Origin of the sequence: Streptomyces sp. NBC_00631 (assembly GCF_045206895.1) — a bacterium.
GTDB lineage: Bacteria > Actinomycetota > Actinomycetes > Streptomycetales > Streptomycetaceae > Streptomyces.
Genome location: NZ_CP107734.1, coordinates 7,089,260 through 7,105,295, shown reverse-complemented (window position 1 = coordinate 7,105,295; position 16,036 = coordinate 7,089,260). Strand labels below are relative to the sequence as shown.

Genomic DNA, 16,036 nt, shown 5'->3' with positions numbered 1-16,036 from the left:
GATGGAGCATCACCGGACCCGTCCCCGAAAGCCCGGACCGCGCCGAGGCGCCCCCCGCGCGCCGCTGCCGCCGCAGGCGAGACGGCGGCCGGGGACGGCCGAGCGCCGGCCCGCCGCGGGGAGGCCGCGTCCGGCACCGGCGGCGGGGCCCGCGCGGCTGCCGAACCCACGGCTCACGGGGCTCGGCTGCGGCCTCTTCTGCATGGCCGTGATGTTCCTGCTCGGCTTCCTGGACGACCTGCTCCTCGGGGCGTCCCTGACCGCGTACGGCGTGCTCTTCCTGCCGGCGTCCGCGCTGACCGCGCTGTGGGTGCGCGGGGGCGATCTGCTGACCGCCCCCGTCGTCGTCCCGATCGCCTTCGCCGTCGGTCTGCCGACCGTCGCCGACGACGGTGGCGGCGGTTTCCTGGGCGCGGTGATGGGTCTGGTGACGGCCCTGTCGACGCAGGCGGGCTGGCTCTACGGCGGGACGCTGATCGCCGGGGTGATCGTCATCGTCCGCCGGATGCGGCTGATCCGGCGCCGCCGCAGAGCCTGATCCGGCCTACCTGGCGTGGTGCGCCGCGCGCATCGCCGCGCCCACGATCCCCGCGTTGTTCTGCAACTGGGCCGGGACGATCTCGGCCTTGATGCCCTCGATGTACGGCAGGAACTTCTCGGCCTTGCGGCTCACCCCGCCGCCGATGATGAACAGGTTCGGGGTGAAGAGCATCTCGACGTGCGCCAGGTACTTGTTGACCCGGCGGGCCCAGTGCTCCCAGCTCAGGTCGCCGTCTTCCTTGGCCTTGCTGGAGGCCTTCTTCTCGGCGTCGTGGCCGTCCAGCTCCAGGTGGCCCAGCTCGGTGTTGGGGACCAGCTCGCCGTCGGTGAACAGGGCGCTGCCGATGCCGGTGCCGAAGGTGAGCAGGATGACGACACCCTTGCGGTCCCGGCCGGCGCCGAACTCCATCTCGGCCACGCCCGCCGCGTCCGCGTCGTTGACCACGGTCACCGGGAGTCCGCCGAGCCGCTCGCTGAACAGCTTGCGCGCGTCGGTGTCGATCCAGCTCTTGTCGACGTTCGCCGCCGTACGGATGTGGGTGCCGTCGGAGATCACCCCGGGGAAGGTGAGCCCGACCGGGCCGCTCCACCCGAAGTGGTCGACGACCTGCTTGACCCCGTCGGCGACGCCGTCCGGCGTCGCCGGGTGCGGGGTGAGCACCTTGCACCGCTCCTGGGCCAGGTCGCCCTTGTCCAGGTCCACGGGAGCGCCCTTGATCCCGGAACCACCGATGTCCACGCCGAAGATCTGCATGGCTCCACGTTACGTGGTACGACTGACAGTCACGACGTCGGACGGCCGCCGGTCATACGGCCGTACGACGGAGGCTCACGCCTCGGCGCCGCTGCCGCCGCGCTCGGCGACCAGGGTGGCGGCCTCCTCACGCAGGTCGCGGCGGAGTTCCTTGGGGAGCGAGAAGGTGATGGACTCCTCGGCCGCCTTGACGATCTCGACGTCGCCGTAGCCGCGCTCGGCGAGCCACTCCAGGACCTCCTCGACCAGGACCTCGGGCACGGAGGCACCGGAGGTGACGCCGACGGTCGTCACGCCCTCCAGCCATGCCGCGTCGATCTCGGCGGCGAAGTCGACCAGGTAGGCGGCCCGGGAGCCGGCCAGCTTGGCGACCTCCACCAGCCGCTTGGAGTTGGAGGAGTTGCGGGAGCCGACCACGATGACCAGCTCGGCCTCGGCGCCCATCTGCTTCACGGCGAGCTGACGGTTCTGCGTGGCGTAGCAGATGTCGTCGCTGGGCGGGGAGATGAGCTGGGGGAACTTCTCCTTGAGCGCGTCGACGGTCTCCATGGTCTCGTCGACGCTCAGCGTGGTCTGGGAGAGCCAGACGACCTTGGACTCGTCGCGGACCTCGACCTTGGCCACGTCCGCCGGGCCGTCGACCAGCTGGATGTGGTCGGGGGCCTCGCCGGAGGTGCCGATGACCTCCTCGTGGCCCTCGTGGCCGATCAGGAGGATGTCGTAGTCCTCGTTGGCGAAGCGGACGGCTTCCTTGTGGACCTTGGTGACCAGTGGGCAGGTCGCGTCGATGGTGGCGAGGCGGCCGCGCTCGGCCTCCTCGTGGACGACGGGGGCGACGCCGTGCGCGGAGAACATCACGATGTTCCCCGGCGGGACCTCCTCGGTCCGCTCGACGAAGATCGCGCCCTTCCTCTCCAGGGTCTGTACGACGTACTTGTTGTGGACGATCTCGTGCCGGACATAGATCGGGGCCCCGTACTGCTCCAGGGCCTTCTCGACGGCGATCACGGCGCGGTCCACACCCGCGCAGTAGCCACGGGGGGCGGCGAGCAGGACACGGCGGCCAGGCGAAGCGGTCATGGGTCCCATCGTAAGGCCGTGTTCGGGGGGTCGAAGATCGCGTCCGGGTGACGATCCGGGGGCGACCGGTGGTGGCGGCAGTGGCGTGCGCCCCCGCCGCCCCTACCCGTCCCGTCCTCCAGGGGTGGGCCCCCTTCGACCGCCCGTTCCGGGGGCTGCCGCCCCCGGACCCCCGCATCGGCCTGAACGGCCTCGTCATCACACGCAGGACGGGCTGGAGGGTGGGGGTGAGAACCGGTCTTCGTCCTCAGGCGTAGGAGGGCTGGAGAGTGGGAGGTGCCGGCCGGTCTTCGTCCTCACACGCAGGACGGGCTGGAGGGTGGGGGGTGCCGGCCGGTCGTCGTTCTCGTATACCGGACGAGTGGAGGGGGCCGGCCGGTCTTCGTCCTCGCGCACCGGACGGGTGGAGGGGCGGGCCTGCCGGTCTTCGTTGTCGGGTGCCGGATGGGATGGTGGGGGCCTGTCGGTGGGCGCCGTTACGCTCGCGGCATGGCTTTGAACACGTCCGCCGAGACACCTGTGCCCGTCGGTGAGATCTCCCGGCTCATCGGGGGGTGGATCGACCGGCTCGGGGCCGTGTGGGTCGAGGGGCAGATCACTCAGCTCTCGCGGCGGCCGGGGGCCGGGGTGGTGTTTCTGACGTTGCGGGATCCGTCGTACGACATCTCGATCGGCGTCACCTGCTATCGGCAGGTGTTCGACGCCGTGGCCGATGTGGTCGGCGAGGGGGCGCGGGTCGTCGTACACGCGAAGCCGGAGTGGTACGCGCCGCGTGGGCAGTTGTCCCTGCGGGCTGCCGAGATAAGGCCGGTCGGGGTCGGGGAGCTGCTGGCTCGGCTGGAGATGCTCAAGAAGGCGCTGGCCGCGGAGGGACTGTTCGCCGCCGGGCGCAAGAAGCCGTTGCCGTTTCTGCCGCAGTTGATCGGGCTGGTGTGCGGGCGGGCCTCGGCCGCCGAGCGGGACGTGCTGGAGAACGCCCGGCACCGGTGGCCGGCGGTGCGGTTCGAGGTGCGGAACGTACCGGTGCAGGGCGTGCACGCGGTCCCGCAGGTCGTGCAGGCCGTGAAGGAGCTCGACGCGATGGAGGAGGTGGATGTGATCATCGTCGCGCGCGGCGGCGGCAGCGTGGAGGATCTGCTGCCGTTCTCCGACGAGCAGCTGGTGCGGGCGGTCTCCGAGTGCCGTACGCCGGTCGTCTCCGCCATCGGCCACGAGCCCGACAATCCGCTGCTCGACCATGTCGCCGACCTGCGTGCGTCCACCCCTACCGACGCCGCCAAGAAGGTCGTCCCGGACGTGGGGGAAGAGGCGGAGCGGGTGCGGATGCTGCGGGACCGGGGGCGGCGGTGTGTCGAGGCGCTGGTGGCGCGGGAGGAGCGGGGGCTGGCGCACGCGCTGGCACGTCCGGCCATGGAGGATCCGCACCGGATGGTCGACGAGCGGGCCGATCACGTCGCCTCGCTGGTCGATCGTTCGCGGCGCTGTCTCGGCCATCTGCTCGACCGCGCCGACTCCGAGCTGACGCACACCCACGCGCGCGTGGTGGCCCTCTCCCCCGCCGCCACGCTGAAGCGCGGTTACGCCGTGCTGCAGAAGAGCGACGGCCACGTGGTGCGCGACGGCGCGGAGGTCGAGCCGGGCGAGGCCCTGCGGGCGCGGGTCGCGGACGGGGAGTTCACGGTACGGGTGGACGGCTAGAGCCATGTCCTACGGGCGGATGAGAAAGGTGGACGCATGAGCGGCAAGGCGGAGGAGACGCTCTCCTACGAGCAGGCGCGGGACGAGCTGATCGAGACCGTACGGCGGCTGGAGGCCGGCGGAACGAGCCTGGAGGAGTCCCTCGCGCTCTGGGAGCGGGGCGAGGAGCTGGCCAAGGTGTGCCGGCGCTGGCTGGAGGGGGCCCGGGCCCGGCTGGACGCGGCGCTGGCCGAGGAGGAAGCGGGAGAAAAGGCCGAGGAGGAGGACTGAGCAAGGGGGGCGATGTGAGGCGGATCACCACGGTCCGGTTTTTGTTGAAGCTTGAATCTTCTCTGTCGTATGGTCGTGCCGTCAGCCTATCCGGACCGCGGTCCGGATTTAAACCGGGACGCGACCTCTAGGAAGATCAACCATGTCTCTCGTTCTCGACCCCACCGCTCAGGACCTGCTGTTCCGCGAGGCCCGCACCGCCAACACCTTCACCGACGAGCCGGTGACCGACGAGCAGGTGCAGGCGATCTACGACCTGGTCAAGTACGGCCCGACCTCCATGAACCAGTCGCCGCTGCGCGTGGTCCTGGTCCGCTCCCCGGAGGCCCGCGCGCGCCTGGTGCAGCACATGGCGGAGGGCAACCAGAAGAAGACCGCCACCGCCCCGCTGGTCGCGATCCTCGCCGCGGACAACGAGTTCCACGAGGAGCTGCCGCAGCTCTTCCCGCACTTCCCGCAGGCCAAGGACCTCTTCGCCGGCAGCCGGGAAGCCCGTGAGAAGAACGCCACCCTGAACGCCGCCCTCCAGGCCGCCTACTTCATCATCGGCGTCCGCGCCGCCGGTCTCGCCGCCGGCCCGATGACGGGCCTCGACCTCGCGGGCGTCCAGAAGGAGTTCCTGGACGACGACCACACCCCGCTGATGGTCGTCAACATCGGCCGTCCGGGCCCGGACGCCTGGTTCCCGCGCTCCCCGCGTCTGGCCTACGACGACGTCGTCACCACTGTCTGACAACCCCCCGCACGCGAAAGAGGCCCCCGGCAACGGCGCCGGGGGCCTCTCGCGTGCGCGTCCGACGCTCCGGGTCACGCCGCTCGGGTCAGGACATCTTCAGTGCCGCCGCCATCTTCGTCAGCTCGGTGAAGGAGGCCGTGCCGGCCACCACCGTGGTGGAGGCGGTGGCGCCGTCCATCACCAGCGCGCGGTAGCGGCCGCCGGTGTAGTGCGTCCAGGTGCGGTCGCCGATCTTCTCGGTCGTCTTCGTGGCCGACGCGCCCTGACTGGCGTCGTCGATGAAGTCCGCGCGCTTCTGAGTGGACTGCTCGACCTGGACGTACTGTCCGTCGGGGGTCTGGTAACCGAGGTGCCAGCGGTCGCCGTTCTCCCCCTGGAAGCGGACAGAGGTGGCCTTCCAGGTGCTGGGCAGGCCCTGCGGCGCGGCCACCGGATAGCTCGCCGCGCGCCGTGCCGTCAGCAGCTCGACCCGGTAGTCGACCCGCTGGATGTCGGGAGCGTGATCGTCATGCGGGACGAGCAGGTAGATGAAGCCCGCCGCGAGGCCGATCAGGGCCAGGGAGAGAATCATGTCCCGGACCGTCTTCTGCTTGCCGTTCGTGCCTGCCACGCCCCCTATCGTCGCAGGTGCCCATCGCGCTCATCCGTGGGGTCCCCTGCTCATTTTGTCAGCCTGGCGATAGAGTCGACGGGAAACCCTCATCCGGCCGTCGTCGTATCAGAAAGGTGCGCTCCGATGACCGAGAATCATCATCATCTGCCGTCCGAACTCGATGTTCCCTCCGAGGCCCCCGACCGTAACCTCGCCCTGGAGCTCGTCCGGGTGACCGAGGCCGCCGCGATGGCCGCCGGTCGCTGGGTGGGCCGCGGCGACAAGAACGGCGCCGACGGCGCCGCGGTGCGCGCCATGCGAACCCTCGTCTCCACCGTGTCGATGAACGGCGTGGTCGTCATCGGCGAGGGCGAGAAGGACGAGGCCCCGATGCTCTTCAACGGAGAGCGCATCGGGGACGGCACCGGGCCCGAGGTCGACATCGCCGTCGACCCGATCGACGGGACGACGCTCACCGCGAAGGGCATGCCCAACGCGATCGCCGTGCTGGCCGCGGCCGAGCGCGGGGCCATGTTCGACCCGTCCGCCGTGTTCTACATGGACAAGCTGGTCACCGGCCCGGAGGCGGCGGACTTCGTCGACATCGACGCGCCCGTCTCCGTGAACATCCGGCGGGTCGCCAAGGCGAAGCGGGCCACGCCGGAGGACGTGACCGTCGTCATCCTCGACCGGCCTCGACACGAAGGGATCATCAAGGAGATCCGGGAGGCCGGCGCGCGCATCAAGCTGATCTCCGACGGTGACGTCGCCGGGTCGATCTACGCACTGCGCGAGGGCACGGGCGTCGACATGCTGCTCGGGATCGGCGGCACGCCCGAGGGCATCATCTCGGCGTGCGCGGTGAAGTGCCTGGGCGGGACCATCCAGGGCAAGCTGTGGCCCAAGGACGACGAGGAGCGGCAGCGGGCGATCGACGCCGGGCACGATCTGGACCGGGTACTGACGACCGAGGACCTGGTGACCGGGGAGAACGTGTTCTTCGTCGCCACCGGGATCACGGACGGGGAGCTGCTGCGGGGCGTGCGGTACCGGTCGGAGACCGCGCTGACCGAGTCCATCGTGATGCGGTCCAAGTCGGGCACGGTGCGGCGGATCGACTCCGAGCACCGGCTGCGCAAGCTTCGGGCGTACAGCACGGTTGATTTCGACAGGCCGAAGTAGCGGGTCGGGGGCTGCCGACCGTACCCGAGCACGGGTGCGTTGCGGCTGGTCGCGCCCACGCGGCGGCAGCCGCACATCGGCACAGCCCCGCACCCCTGGGGGGTGGGGTTGCGCCTGCGGCGCTGCGAAGTGCCGTCGGTCGCACCCGCGCGGCAGCCGCATGTCGGCACCGCCACGTGCCCCTGAAGGGCGCGCTGCCCCTCAGGCCGATCAGAAAGGCGCCCTCTGTGCGGAGAGGGCGCCTTCTCGTCAGCCTGCCTGGGGTATGCGGTTCGCCGCTGCCGCCCTCGCCGCCTTCTTCAGTTCCATGTCGCGGCGCCTGCGGCGGGCCAGGACCACGCGGCGTTCCGCGGCCGTGAGGCCGCCCCAGACGCCGTAGGGCTCGGGCTGGAGCAGCGCGTGTTCGCGGCACTCGACCATCACCGGACAGCGGGCGCAGACCCGCTTGGCCGCCTCCTCCCGGGACAGCCGGGCGGCGGTGGGCTCCTTGGAGGGTGCGAAGAACAGGCCTGCCTCGTCGCGCCGGCACACCGCCTCGGTGTGCCAGGGTGCGTCTTGGTCCCTGTCGCGCGCTGGCACCCGCTGGGCCGGAACGGCGGCTACCTGCAGGGACGAATGCGGCGGTTGCAGCACGGGTCTACTCCTGACGACGGCTTCGCGAGCGAGAGACGATGCAGCAAGGCCTACCCGCTGTGCGCGGGCCTATGCACAGCGTTCTCAACAGCCGTAGTACCGCGGCCTGTTCACGACCCCTGGTGCCGCTGTGCCGGGAGTGATTCGCGACCGTCAACGGTCCAGGTGTTTGCGCAACTTCCTGTCGACCTTGTCCTGAACCCGGTCCAGGATGTCCTCGATGAGCTTTCCGCGCTTCGGCCGCGCCTCCACGTTGCCGAGGACGGCCCAGCCGTCGATGTAGACGACCGGCGCGTCGGAGTCGACCGAATCCAGCGTGTCCGCCTCGAAGTTGCCCAGCACGCCACCGCCGGTGCCGCGCAGCGACACGTTCTCCGGGACGCGGATCTGGATGTCGCCGAAGACCGAGATCGCCTTGATGACGACCTGCTGGTACTCGAAGACCGCCTCGGTGAGGTCCAGTTCGACGGAGCCGAAGACCGCGTAGGCGTGCAGCCGACGGCCGGCCCGCCAGCGGCCCCGGCGGCGGGCGCTGCTGAAGACGGCCACCACGTTGCTGTCCGCCTCCACGGGGATCGCGCCGGGCGTCGGCCGGGGCGGCACCGGCGTGTAGGCCGGGCCGGCCTGGCGGGCGTGGGCCGCGGGCAGGTCCCGTATGAAGACCTCCAGCTCGCCGACCGTCTTGGCGTTCAGCACCCCCTCCACGCGCTCGGCGTGCTCGTCGGCGGTCAGGCGCCCCTCGGCGAGGGCCTCCCGCAGGATGTCGGCGATGCGGTCACGGTCGGCGTCCGAGGCGCGCAGCTCGGCCACCGGCGCTCCGGCGTGCTCCTGAGGGGTGTGCTTCTGAAGGTCCACGGCAGCAGAGTACCGAAACGCGATAGATCGCGACTAGGGGTAGGGGCCGGTCCGGGCGTGTCGAACTGAGCCTTACCTCACAGGTTCCCTGTCAGCGGCAGGTTCTACGCTGGACAACGCCCGCCAGCGTCGGCGGGCGGCCGTCCGTCAGAGTGAGGAATGGGCTGAGATGCCTGAGTTCGCGTACACCGATCTGCTCCCCCAGGGCGAGGACACCACCCCGTACCGGCTGGTGACCTCGGAGGGTGTGTCCACCGTCGAGGGACCGGACGGGCGGACGTTCCTCAAGGTGGAGCCGGAGGCGCTGCGCAAGCTGGCCGAGGAGGCGATCCACGACATCCAGCACTACCTGCGGCCCGCCCACCTCGCCCAGCTGCGGCGGATCATCGACGACCCGGAGGCGTCGAGCAACGACAAGTTCGTCGCGCTCGACCTGCTGAAGAACGCCAACATCGCGGCGGCCGGCGTGCTCCCCATGTGCCAGGACACCGGCACGGCGATCGTGATGGGCAAGCGCGGCCAGCACGTGCTGACCGAGGGCGGCGACGAGGCGGCGCTGAGCCGCGGCATCTACGACGCGTACCTGAACCTCAACCTGCGCTACTCGCAGATGGCTCCGCTCACCATGTGGGAGGAGAAGAACACCGGGTCGAACCTGCCGGCCCAGATCGAGCTCTACGCGACCGACGGCGGCGCCTACAAGTTCCTCTTCATGGCGAAGGGCGGCGGCTCGGCCAACAAGTCGTTCCTCTACCAGGAGACGAAGGCCGTCCTCAACGAGGCCTCCATGATGAAGTTCCTGGAGGAGAAGATCCGTTCGCTCGGTACGGCCGCCTGCCCGCCGTACCACCTCGCGATCGTCGTCGGCGGTACGAGCGCCGAGTACGCGCTGAAGACCGCGAAGTACGCCTCCGCGCACTACCTGGACGAGATCCCGGCCGAGGGCTCGGAGCTCGGGCACGGGTTCCGGGACAAGGACCTGGAGCAGAAGGTCTTCGAGCTGACGCAGAAGATCGGCATCGGCGCGCAGTTCGGCGGCAAGTACTTCTGCCACGACGTGCGCGTGGTGCGGCTGCCGCGGCACGGCGCGTCCTGCCCGGTCGCCATCGCCGTGTCCTGCTCCGCGGACCGTCAGGCCGTCGCGAAGATCACCGCCGAGGGCGTCTTCCTTGAGCAGCTGGAGACGGACCCGGCGCGGTTCCTGCCGGAGACCACGGACGAGCACCTCGACGAGTCCTCGGACGTCGTCAAGATCGACCTGAACCAGCCGATGGACACGATCCTCGCCGAGCTGACCAAGTACCCGGTCAAGACCCGGCTCTCCCTCACCGGCCCGCTGGTCGTGGCCCGTGACATCGCGCACGCCAAGATCAAGGAGCGGCTCGACGCGGGTGAGGAGATGCCGCAGTACCTGAAGGACCACCCGGTGTACTACGCGGGCCCGGCCAAGACCCCCGAGGGCTACGCCTCCGGTTCCTTCGGTCCGACCACGGCCGGGCGCATGGACTCCTACGTCGAGCAGTTCCAGGCCGCCGGCGGTTCCAAGGTGATGCTGGCCAAGGGCAACCGCAGCAAGCAGGTCACCGACGCGTGCGATGCGCACGGCGGCTTCTACCTGGGCTCCATCGGCGGTCCGGCCGCGCGCCTCGCCCAGGACTGCATCAAGAAGGTCGAGGTCGTCGAGTACGAGGAGCTCGGCATGGAGGCCGTCTGGAAGATCGAGGTCGAGGACTTCCCGGCGTTCATCGTCGTCGACGACAAGGGCAACGACTTCTTCCAGGACCCTGCCCCGGCTCCGACGTTCACCTCGATCCCGGTCCGGGGCCCCGGGCTGGCGTAGCACGCCTGGCGCGGCGGGGACGGATGCCGCCCCCGCCGCCCCTACCCGTCCCGTCCTCCAGGGGGTGGGCCCCCTTCGACCGCCCGTTCCGGGGGCTGCCACCCCCGGACCCCCGCATCGGCCTGAACGGCCTCGTCCTCACACGCAGGACGGGCTGAAAGTGGGGGTGGCGACCGGACTTCGTCCTTAGACGCCGGGCAGGCTGGAGGGTGGGTGCCGACCGGACTTCGTCCTCAGACGCCGGACAGGCTGGAGGGTGGGTGCCGACCGGACTTCGTCCTCGGAGGCCGGAAGGGCTGGAGGGTGGGGAGTGCGGACCTGCCCTCGCCCTCAGGCGCAGGACGGGCCGGTGAGGGTGTGGACCGGCCTCGTCCTCGGCCGTCGGACAGGCCAGTGAGAGGCAGACCCGCCTTCGCCCTCGAACGCCGGGCAGGCCAGTGGGAGGCAGACCCGCCTTCGGTCTCAAACGCCGGGCAGGCCAGTGAGAGGCAGACCCGCCTCCGCCCTCGAACGCCGGGCAGGCCAGTGGGAGGCAGACCCGCCTTCGGTCTCAAACGCCGGGCAGGCCAGTGAGAGGCAGACCCGCCTCCGCCCTCGAACGCCGGGCAGGCCAGTGGGGGCTGGTCCGCCTTCGGTCTCGGACTCCCGGCCGGCTGGTGGGCGTGGGTCAGTGGGGTGTGCAGCCGAACCAGTTCAGGGTGTCGCCGTCGGTGGTGTAGCCCATGCACCTGATGGTTCTGTCGTGCAGGGTCTCGGTTCGGTCGACCGGGCCGTTCAGGTACTCCGTCGTGTGCTCGGGCTGTACGAGGTCGTCCACCTCGACGCGGTACCAGCGGCGCTCGCCGGACGGCACGCTGCAGCCGTGGCCGGTCACGTTGCGGCTGGGGTCGCCGCTCCAGACGGGCCGTTCGGCGCGGTCGCAGTGGGCGCGGCCGGCCGCGGCGGCGGTGCCGGTGCCCACGCCCAGCAGGGTCGTCGCGCCTATGGAGACCGCCGCGACGGCGCCGAGCACGCCCTTTGGAGTGAAGTTCATCGATTGGCCCTCCTGCCAGCAGTGGTGACGGCGGGGAGTCGCCCTGTCACCTTGGGGCGATCGTCACATCTGTCCGTGCTGTTCGGCTCGGCGGCCGGGGGCGCGGTCCCCCGACCCGGTGACGTCGGTGGTGCCAATGCAGCAGGCGGCCGGAACAACCACCGCTCCCCGATCGCTGACAACGACATGAGCGACTACCGCATCGAACACGACTCCATGGGCGAGGTCCGGGTCCCCGCCCACGCCAAGTGGCGGGCCCAGACACAGCGGGCCGTCGAGAACTTCCCCGTCTCCGGGCAGCGCATCGAGCGCGCGCACATCGAGGCGCTGGCCCGGATCAAGGGCGCGGCGGCCAAGGTGAACGCCGAGCTGGGGGTGGTCGACAAGGACATCGCGCAGGCGATCCAGGAGGCGGCGGCGGAGGTGGCCCGGGGTGACTGGGACGAGCACTTCCCCGTCGACGTGTTCCAGACGGGGTCCGGCACCTCCTCGAACATGAACACCAACGAGGTCGTCGCGACGCTGGCCACGGAGCGGCTCGGGCGGGACGTGCATCCCAACGATCACGTCAACGCCTCGCAGTCCTCGAACGACGTCTTCCCCTCGTCCATCCACATCGCCGCCACCGCCGCCGTCACCCACGACCTGATCCCCGCCCTCGACCACCTCGCCGCGGCCCTCACCCGCAAGTCCGGGGAGTTCGCCGACGTCGTGAAGTCCGGGCGGACGCATCTGATGGACGCCACGCCGGTCACGCTGGGGCAGGAGTTCGGCGGGTACGCGGCGCAGGTGCGGTACGGCGTCGAGCGGCTGCGGGCCTCGCTGCCCCGGCTCGCGGAGCTGCCGCTCGGCGGGACGGCGGTGGGCACCGGGATCAACACGCCGCCCGGGTTCTCCGCCGCGGTGATCGAGGAGGTCGCCCGGGTCACCGGACTGCCGTTCACGGAGGCGCGCGACCACTTCGAGGCGCAGGGCGCCCGGGACGGGATCGTGGAGACCAGCGGGCAGCTGCGGACCATCGCGGTCGGACTGACGAAGATCGCCAACGACCTGCGGTGGATGTCCTCGGGGCCGCGCACCGGGCTCGCCGAGATCGCGCTGCCGGATCTGCAGCCTGGTTCCTCGATCATGCCAGGGAAGGTCAACCCGGTCGTCCCCGAGGCCGTGTTGATGGTGGCCGCACAGGTCATCGGGAACGACCAGACCATCGCCGTGGCCGGCGCGGCCGGGAACTTCGAGCTCAACGTGATGCTGCCGGTCATCGGGAAGAACGTGCTGGAGTCCGTCCGGCTGCTGGCCAACGTCTCGCGGCTGCTCGCCGACCGGACCGTGGACGGGATCACCGCGCACCGGGAGCGGGCGCGGGAGTACGCCGAGTCGTCGCCGTCCGTGGTCACGCCGCTCAACAAGTACATCGGGTACGAGGAGGCCGCCAAGGTCGCCAAGAAGGCGCTGGCGGAGCGGAAGACGATCCGCCAGGTGGTCCTGGAGGGCGGGTACGTCGAGCGGGGCGATCTGACGGTCGAACAGCTGGACGAGGGGCTGGATGTCCTGCGGATGACACGGCCGTAACCGCCCGCGAACGATTCGCACCGCCCGGCCAGAACCGTGACGTCCGCCGCAGCGTCGTATGCCTGTGGCACCTAATATCTGTGCATGGCAGACGGTGGAGCGGTGAGACGCGTGATGCGCGGGGAAACGGGCGGTGCGACCGGTGACCGGACCGGTTTCTGGACACCCGGAAGCCAGATCCTGTGGCGGTACCGGGAGAACGCCGGAGAGGGCTTCCACATCGCGCGCCCCGTCACCGTCGTCCGGGACGACGAGGAGCTGCTCGCCGTCTGGCTGGCCCCCGGCACCGAGTGCGTCAGGCCCGTGCTCGCCGACGGCTCGTCGGTCGGTGAGGAGCCGCTGGAGTCCCGCTACACCAAGCCTCGGTCCGTCACACACGGCCACTGGCGCGGCACGGGCGTGCTGAAGCTGGCCCGGCCCGGTCAGCCCTGGTCGGTGTGGCTGTTCTGGGAGCCGGGCTGGCGGTTCAAGAACTGGTACGTCAACCTTGAGCGCCCGCTGGTCCGTTGGGGCGGCGGAGTGGACTCGGAGGACCACTTTCTGGACATCTCCGTGCACCCGGACCGCAGTTGGCACTGGCTCGACGAGGACGAGTTCGCGCAGGCCCAGCGGGACGGGCTGATGGACGCGGGGACGGCCGCGGCGGCCCGGACGGCTGGCCTGGCCGCGGTGGCCGCCGTGGAGGCCTGGGAGCCGCCCTTCTCGGACGGCTGGCAGCACTGGCGCCCCGACCCGTCCTGGGGAGTACCGTCGCTGCCGAAGGACTGGGACCGTACACCCGCGCACGTGTCCTCATGAGACCCTTGATGCGCCCCCGGCCCACAACCGTAGGATCGTCCTCCGCAAGGAAGCGTGCGCACAACTCCCGGAGCATGTGCCGGGCTTGACCGAACGTCACCGAGGGGCGGCAGGACGTGAGCGAGGGGTACGACGGCAACACCGGCGAGCGGTGCGCGGGCCGCAGATCGTTCGCCGGTGGCACAGGAACAGCCTCCAGCCACGCCGAAAATCCGTTCCTGGGACACGTAATCCGGGTATCGGCACTTCGGCGGGACCACCTGCGCGCCCGGCGCGCAGCCCCGGACGGACGGATTCGACACGCGTGACGGAGCACCCCACCTCCTACGAACGCCCACAGCCGGGCGTCGACCCCGCGGAGGACCGCGGGGCGCTCCTGCGTTCCCCGCAACCGCAGCCCTGTCCGCGCGGCGGCACCGCCTTACCGGCACAGGCCCGCGCCGGCGAGACGCCCTCCGGCCCCGGTACCAGCACGTCCAAGGAGCACTCCGTCAACGGCCCCGAGCACGCCCAGCCCACCAGCGCTGAGCCCGATCCGCACCGGCCGCGCCCCACCCCGGAGGGCATCCCGCCGCAGCCCGGCACCGAGCCGGAGCGGGCGGTGAGCGCCCAGGAGCGCCGTACCGGACGCGGGCTGCCGCCGGGCAGGCCGATGCCGATGCGGCGCGACGGCGACCGGCTGCGCTTCGTGGGCGCCGCCACCCGGCGGATCGCCCGCGGCATCGACCTGGACGAGATCGTGATGGGGCTGTGCCGGGCGACCGTGCCGACCTTCTCCGACGCCATCCTGGTCTACCTGCGCGACCCGTTGCCGGTCGGCGACGAGCGGCCCGTCGGCCCGGTGGTGCTGCGACTGCGCCGCACCGACCGGATCCCGGAGGAGCGGGACACCGAGGGCGGCTTCCTGCCGGTGCCGGTCCCGGAGCCGGATCCGGCCGACATCGGCCTGGCCGTGCTCACCGCGGAGCTGTGCGAGGTACGGCCGGGCGGGGCGCTCAACGAGGTGCTGCGCGGCGTACGACCGGTCTTCGCCGACTCCCCCGCCGCCCGCGCCGCCCTCCCCGAACTCCTCGGCGAGGGCAACGAATCACACGTCCCCGGCGCCCAGCACGCGATCCTCGCCCCGCTGCGCGGCCGGCGCCGGGTGATCGGCGCGGCCCTGTTCCTGCGCCGTCCGGAGCGGCTGGCGTTCGAGGCCGACGACCTGCTGGTCGCCGCCCAACTGGCCACGCACAGCGCGCTCGGCATCGACAAGGCGGTGCTGTACGGCCGGGAGGCCTACATCGCCGACGAGCTGCAGCGGACCATGCTCCCGGAGAACCTGCCGAGCGCGACCGGCGTGCGGCTGGCGTCCCGCTACCTGCCCGCCGCCGAGACCGCGCGCGTGGGCGGCGACTGGTACGACGCGATCCCGCTGCCCGGCAGCCGGGTGGCGCTGGTCGTCGGTGACGTCATGGGGCACTCGATGACGTCGGCGGCCATCATGGGCCAGCTGCGGACGACCGCGCAGACACTGGCGGGCCTTGATCTGCCGCCCCAGGAGGTCCTGCACCACCTCGACGAGCAGGCCCAGCGGCTGGGCACCGACCGCATGGCGACCTGCCTGTACGCCGTCTACGACCCGGTGTCGCATCGCATCACCATCGCCAACGCCGGCCATCCGCCGCCGGTGCTGCTGCACCTGGGCGGTCACGCGGAGGTGCTGCGGGTGCCGGCCGGGGCGCCGATCGGCGTCGGCGGGGTCGACTTCGAGGCGGTCGAGCTGGACGCGCCGGCCGGAGCGACGCTCCTCCTCTACACCGACGGGCTGGTGGAGTCCCGGCTGCGGGACGTGTGGACCGGCATAGAGCAACTGCGCGAGAAGCTCGCCGCGACCGCGCAGTTGACGGGGCCGGACCATCCCCCGCCCCTTGAGGCGCTGTGCGACGAGGTGCTCGACATGCTCGGGCCGGGTGACCGGGACGACGACATCGCGCTGCTCGCGGCCCGGTTCGACGGGATCGCGCCGAGCGATGTGGCGTACTGGTTCCTGGAGCCGGAGGACGCGGCGCCGGGCCGGGCCCGGCGGCTGGCGCGCAGGGCGCTGGCCCGCTGGGGGCTGGAGGAACTGACCGACTCCGTCGAGTTGTTGGTCAGCGAGGTCGTCACGAACGCGGTGCGGTACGCGTCGCGGCCGGTGACGCTGCGGTTGCTGCGGACCGACGTGCTGCGGTGCGAGGTCGGGGACGACGTGCCCCAGCTGCCGCGCCTGCGGCAGGCCCGGGCGACGGACGAGGGCGGCCGGGGACTGTACCTGGTGAACCGGCTGGCCCGCCGGTGGGGAGCGACCCGGCTCAGCACCGGGAAGGTCGTCTGGTTCGAGCTGAACAGGTAGCGCCGCAGGACTTGGGGTCGTCGGGGAGCTGCTGGCCGGTGGGGGCGGCGCCCCGTAAGGGGCGCGGGGAACCGCGCGA

At 71.2% G+C, this 16,036-nt stretch carries 15 protein-coding genes; 9 read left to right on the top strand and 6 right to left on the bottom strand.

Annotation, left to right across the window (positions count from 1 at the left end):
- Position 1: 1 nt before the first annotated feature.
- Entirely contained in the window at positions 2-538 is a 537-nt protein-coding gene (locus OHB00_RS32825) for a DUF6542 domain-containing protein (protein WP_406440128.1), read from the top strand.
- 6 nt (positions 539-544) lie between these two features.
- Here the strand turns inward: OHB00_RS32825 and ppgK are convergent, their stop codons facing one another.
- Both ppgK and OHB00_RS32815 read right to left on the bottom strand, forming a co-directional pair.
- Positions 545-1,294 (bottom strand): polyphosphate--glucose phosphotransferase, encoded by a 750-nt coding sequence (ppgK, locus tag OHB00_RS32820; RefSeq protein ID WP_406440126.1) that lies wholly within the window; start codon positions 1,292-1,294, stop codon positions 545-547.
- A gap of 75 nt (positions 1,295-1,369) precedes the next feature.
- Entirely contained in the window at positions 1,370-2,383 is a 1,014-nt protein-coding gene (locus OHB00_RS32815) for a 4-hydroxy-3-methylbut-2-enyl diphosphate reductase (RefSeq protein WP_406440124.1), read from the bottom strand.
- Between the two features lie 480 nt (positions 2,384-2,863).
- Here OHB00_RS32815 and xseA point away from each other — a divergent pair, with 480 nt between their 5' ends.
- The 3 genes from xseA (at position 2,864) to OHB00_RS32800 (ending at position 5,075) form a co-directional block, all read left to right on the top strand.
- Positions 2,864-4,072 (top strand): exodeoxyribonuclease VII large subunit, encoded by a 1,209-nt coding sequence (gene xseA / locus OHB00_RS32810; protein WP_406440122.1) that lies wholly within the window; start codon positions 2,864-2,866, stop codon positions 4,070-4,072.
- A 36-nt stretch (positions 4,073-4,108) separates the two neighbouring features.
- Positions 4,109-4,342, top strand: coding sequence for an exodeoxyribonuclease VII small subunit (locus OHB00_RS32805; RefSeq protein ID WP_406440120.1), 234 nt, complete (start codon positions 4,109-4,111; stop codon positions 4,340-4,342).
- Between the two features lie 142 nt (positions 4,343-4,484).
- A complete protein-coding gene (locus OHB00_RS32800; RefSeq protein ID WP_406440118.1) occupies positions 4,485-5,075 on the top strand; it encodes a malonic semialdehyde reductase in 591 nt (196 codons plus the stop codon).
- A gap of 88 nt (positions 5,076-5,163) precedes the next feature.
- Here the strand turns inward: OHB00_RS32800 and OHB00_RS32795 are convergent, their stop codons facing one another.
- Complete coding sequence (locus OHB00_RS32795; protein WP_406440116.1) at positions 5,164-5,688, bottom strand: DUF4245 domain-containing protein; 525 nt, start codon at positions 5,686-5,688, stop codon at positions 5,164-5,166.
- Between the two features lie 126 nt (positions 5,689-5,814).
- Between OHB00_RS32795 and glpX the strand changes: the two genes are divergently transcribed.
- Entirely contained in the window at positions 5,815-6,852 is a 1,038-nt protein-coding gene (gene glpX, locus OHB00_RS32790) for a class II fructose-bisphosphatase (protein WP_093499329.1), read from the top strand.
- A gap of 249 nt (positions 6,853-7,101) precedes the next feature.
- Here glpX and OHB00_RS32785 read toward each other — a convergent pair whose 3' ends face one another.
- Together OHB00_RS32785 and OHB00_RS32780 are read right to left on the bottom strand one after the other, a co-directional pair.
- The gene (locus OHB00_RS32785; RefSeq protein WP_406440114.1) at positions 7,102-7,485 is read right to left on the bottom strand and encodes a WhiB family transcriptional regulator; all 384 of its coding nucleotides are present in this window, start codon (positions 7,483-7,485) and stop codon (positions 7,102-7,104) included.
- 153 nt (positions 7,486-7,638) lie between these two features.
- Positions 7,639-8,340: a DUF1707 domain-containing protein gene (locus OHB00_RS32780; RefSeq protein ID WP_406440112.1), complete on the bottom strand. Its 702-nt coding sequence runs from the start codon at positions 8,338-8,340 to the stop codon at positions 7,639-7,641.
- 169 nt (positions 8,341-8,509) lie between these two features.
- On the opposite strand from OHB00_RS32780, the gene OHB00_RS32775 reads away from it, so the two are divergent.
- Positions 8,510-10,180: a fumarate hydratase gene (locus OHB00_RS32775; RefSeq protein ID WP_406440110.1), complete on the top strand. Its 1,671-nt coding sequence runs from the start codon at positions 8,510-8,512 to the stop codon at positions 10,178-10,180.
- A 667-nt stretch (positions 10,181-10,847) separates the two neighbouring features.
- Here OHB00_RS32775 and OHB00_RS32770 read toward each other — a convergent pair.
- Complete coding sequence (locus OHB00_RS32770; RefSeq protein WP_406440108.1) at positions 10,848-11,213, bottom strand: hypothetical protein; 366 nt, start codon at positions 11,211-11,213, stop codon at positions 10,848-10,850.
- Between the two features lie 186 nt (positions 11,214-11,399).
- Here OHB00_RS32770 and OHB00_RS32765 point away from each other — a divergent pair, with 186 nt between their 5' ends.
- The 3 genes from OHB00_RS32765 to OHB00_RS32755 all read left to right on the top strand — a co-directional run bounded on the left by OHB00_RS32765 (position 11,400) and on the right by OHB00_RS32755 (position 15,957).
- A complete protein-coding gene (locus OHB00_RS32765; protein ID WP_406440106.1) occupies positions 11,400-12,785 on the top strand; it encodes a class II fumarate hydratase in 1,386 nt (461 codons plus the stop codon).
- A gap of 84 nt (positions 12,786-12,869) precedes the next feature.
- A complete protein-coding gene (locus tag OHB00_RS32760; protein ID WP_406440104.1) occupies positions 12,870-13,583 on the top strand; it encodes a DUF402 domain-containing protein in 714 nt (237 codons plus the stop codon).
- A 304-nt stretch (positions 13,584-13,887) separates the two neighbouring features.
- Positions 13,888-15,957 carry a SpoIIE family protein phosphatase gene (locus tag OHB00_RS32755; RefSeq protein WP_406440102.1) on the top strand — a complete coding sequence of 690 codons (2,070 nt, stop codon included), beginning with the start codon at positions 13,888-13,890 and terminating at the stop codon, positions 15,955-15,957.
- The last annotated feature ends 79 nt before the right edge of the window (positions 15,958-16,036 follow it).

Bases quoted from the DNA above. Each gene is read 5' to 3' on its own strand.
- OHB00_RS32825 (WP_406440128.1), top strand. From the start codon at position 2: ATGGAGCATCACCGGACCCGTCCCCGAAAGCCCGGACCGCGCCGAGGC.
- ppgK (WP_406440126.1), bottom strand. From the start codon at position 1,294: ATGCAGATCTTCGGCGTGGACATCGGTGGTTCCGGGATCAAGGGCGCT.
- OHB00_RS32815 (WP_406440124.1), bottom strand. From the start codon at position 2,383: ATGGGACCCATGACCGCTTCGCCTGGCCGCCGTGTCCTGCTCGCCGCC.
- xseA (WP_406440122.1), top strand. From the start codon at position 2,864: ATGGCTTTGAACACGTCCGCCGAGACACCTGTGCCCGTCGGTGAGATC.
- OHB00_RS32805 (WP_406440120.1), top strand. From the start codon at position 4,109: ATGAGCGGCAAGGCGGAGGAGACGCTCTCCTACGAGCAGGCGCGGGAC.
- OHB00_RS32800 (WP_406440118.1), top strand. From the start codon at position 4,485: ATGTCTCTCGTTCTCGACCCCACCGCTCAGGACCTGCTGTTCCGCGAG.
- glpX (WP_093499329.1), top strand. From the start codon at position 5,815: ATGACCGAGAATCATCATCATCTGCCGTCCGAACTCGATGTTCCCTCC.
- OHB00_RS32775 (WP_406440110.1), top strand. From the start codon at position 8,510: ATGCCTGAGTTCGCGTACACCGATCTGCTCCCCCAGGGCGAGGACACC.
- OHB00_RS32770 (WP_406440108.1), bottom strand. From the start codon at position 11,213: ATGAACTTCACTCCAAAGGGCGTGCTCGGCGCCGTCGCGGCGGTCTCC.
- OHB00_RS32765 (WP_406440106.1), top strand. From the start codon at position 11,400: ATGAGCGACTACCGCATCGAACACGACTCCATGGGCGAGGTCCGGGTC.
- OHB00_RS32760 (WP_406440104.1), top strand. From the start codon at position 12,870: ATGGCAGACGGTGGAGCGGTGAGACGCGTGATGCGCGGGGAAACGGGC.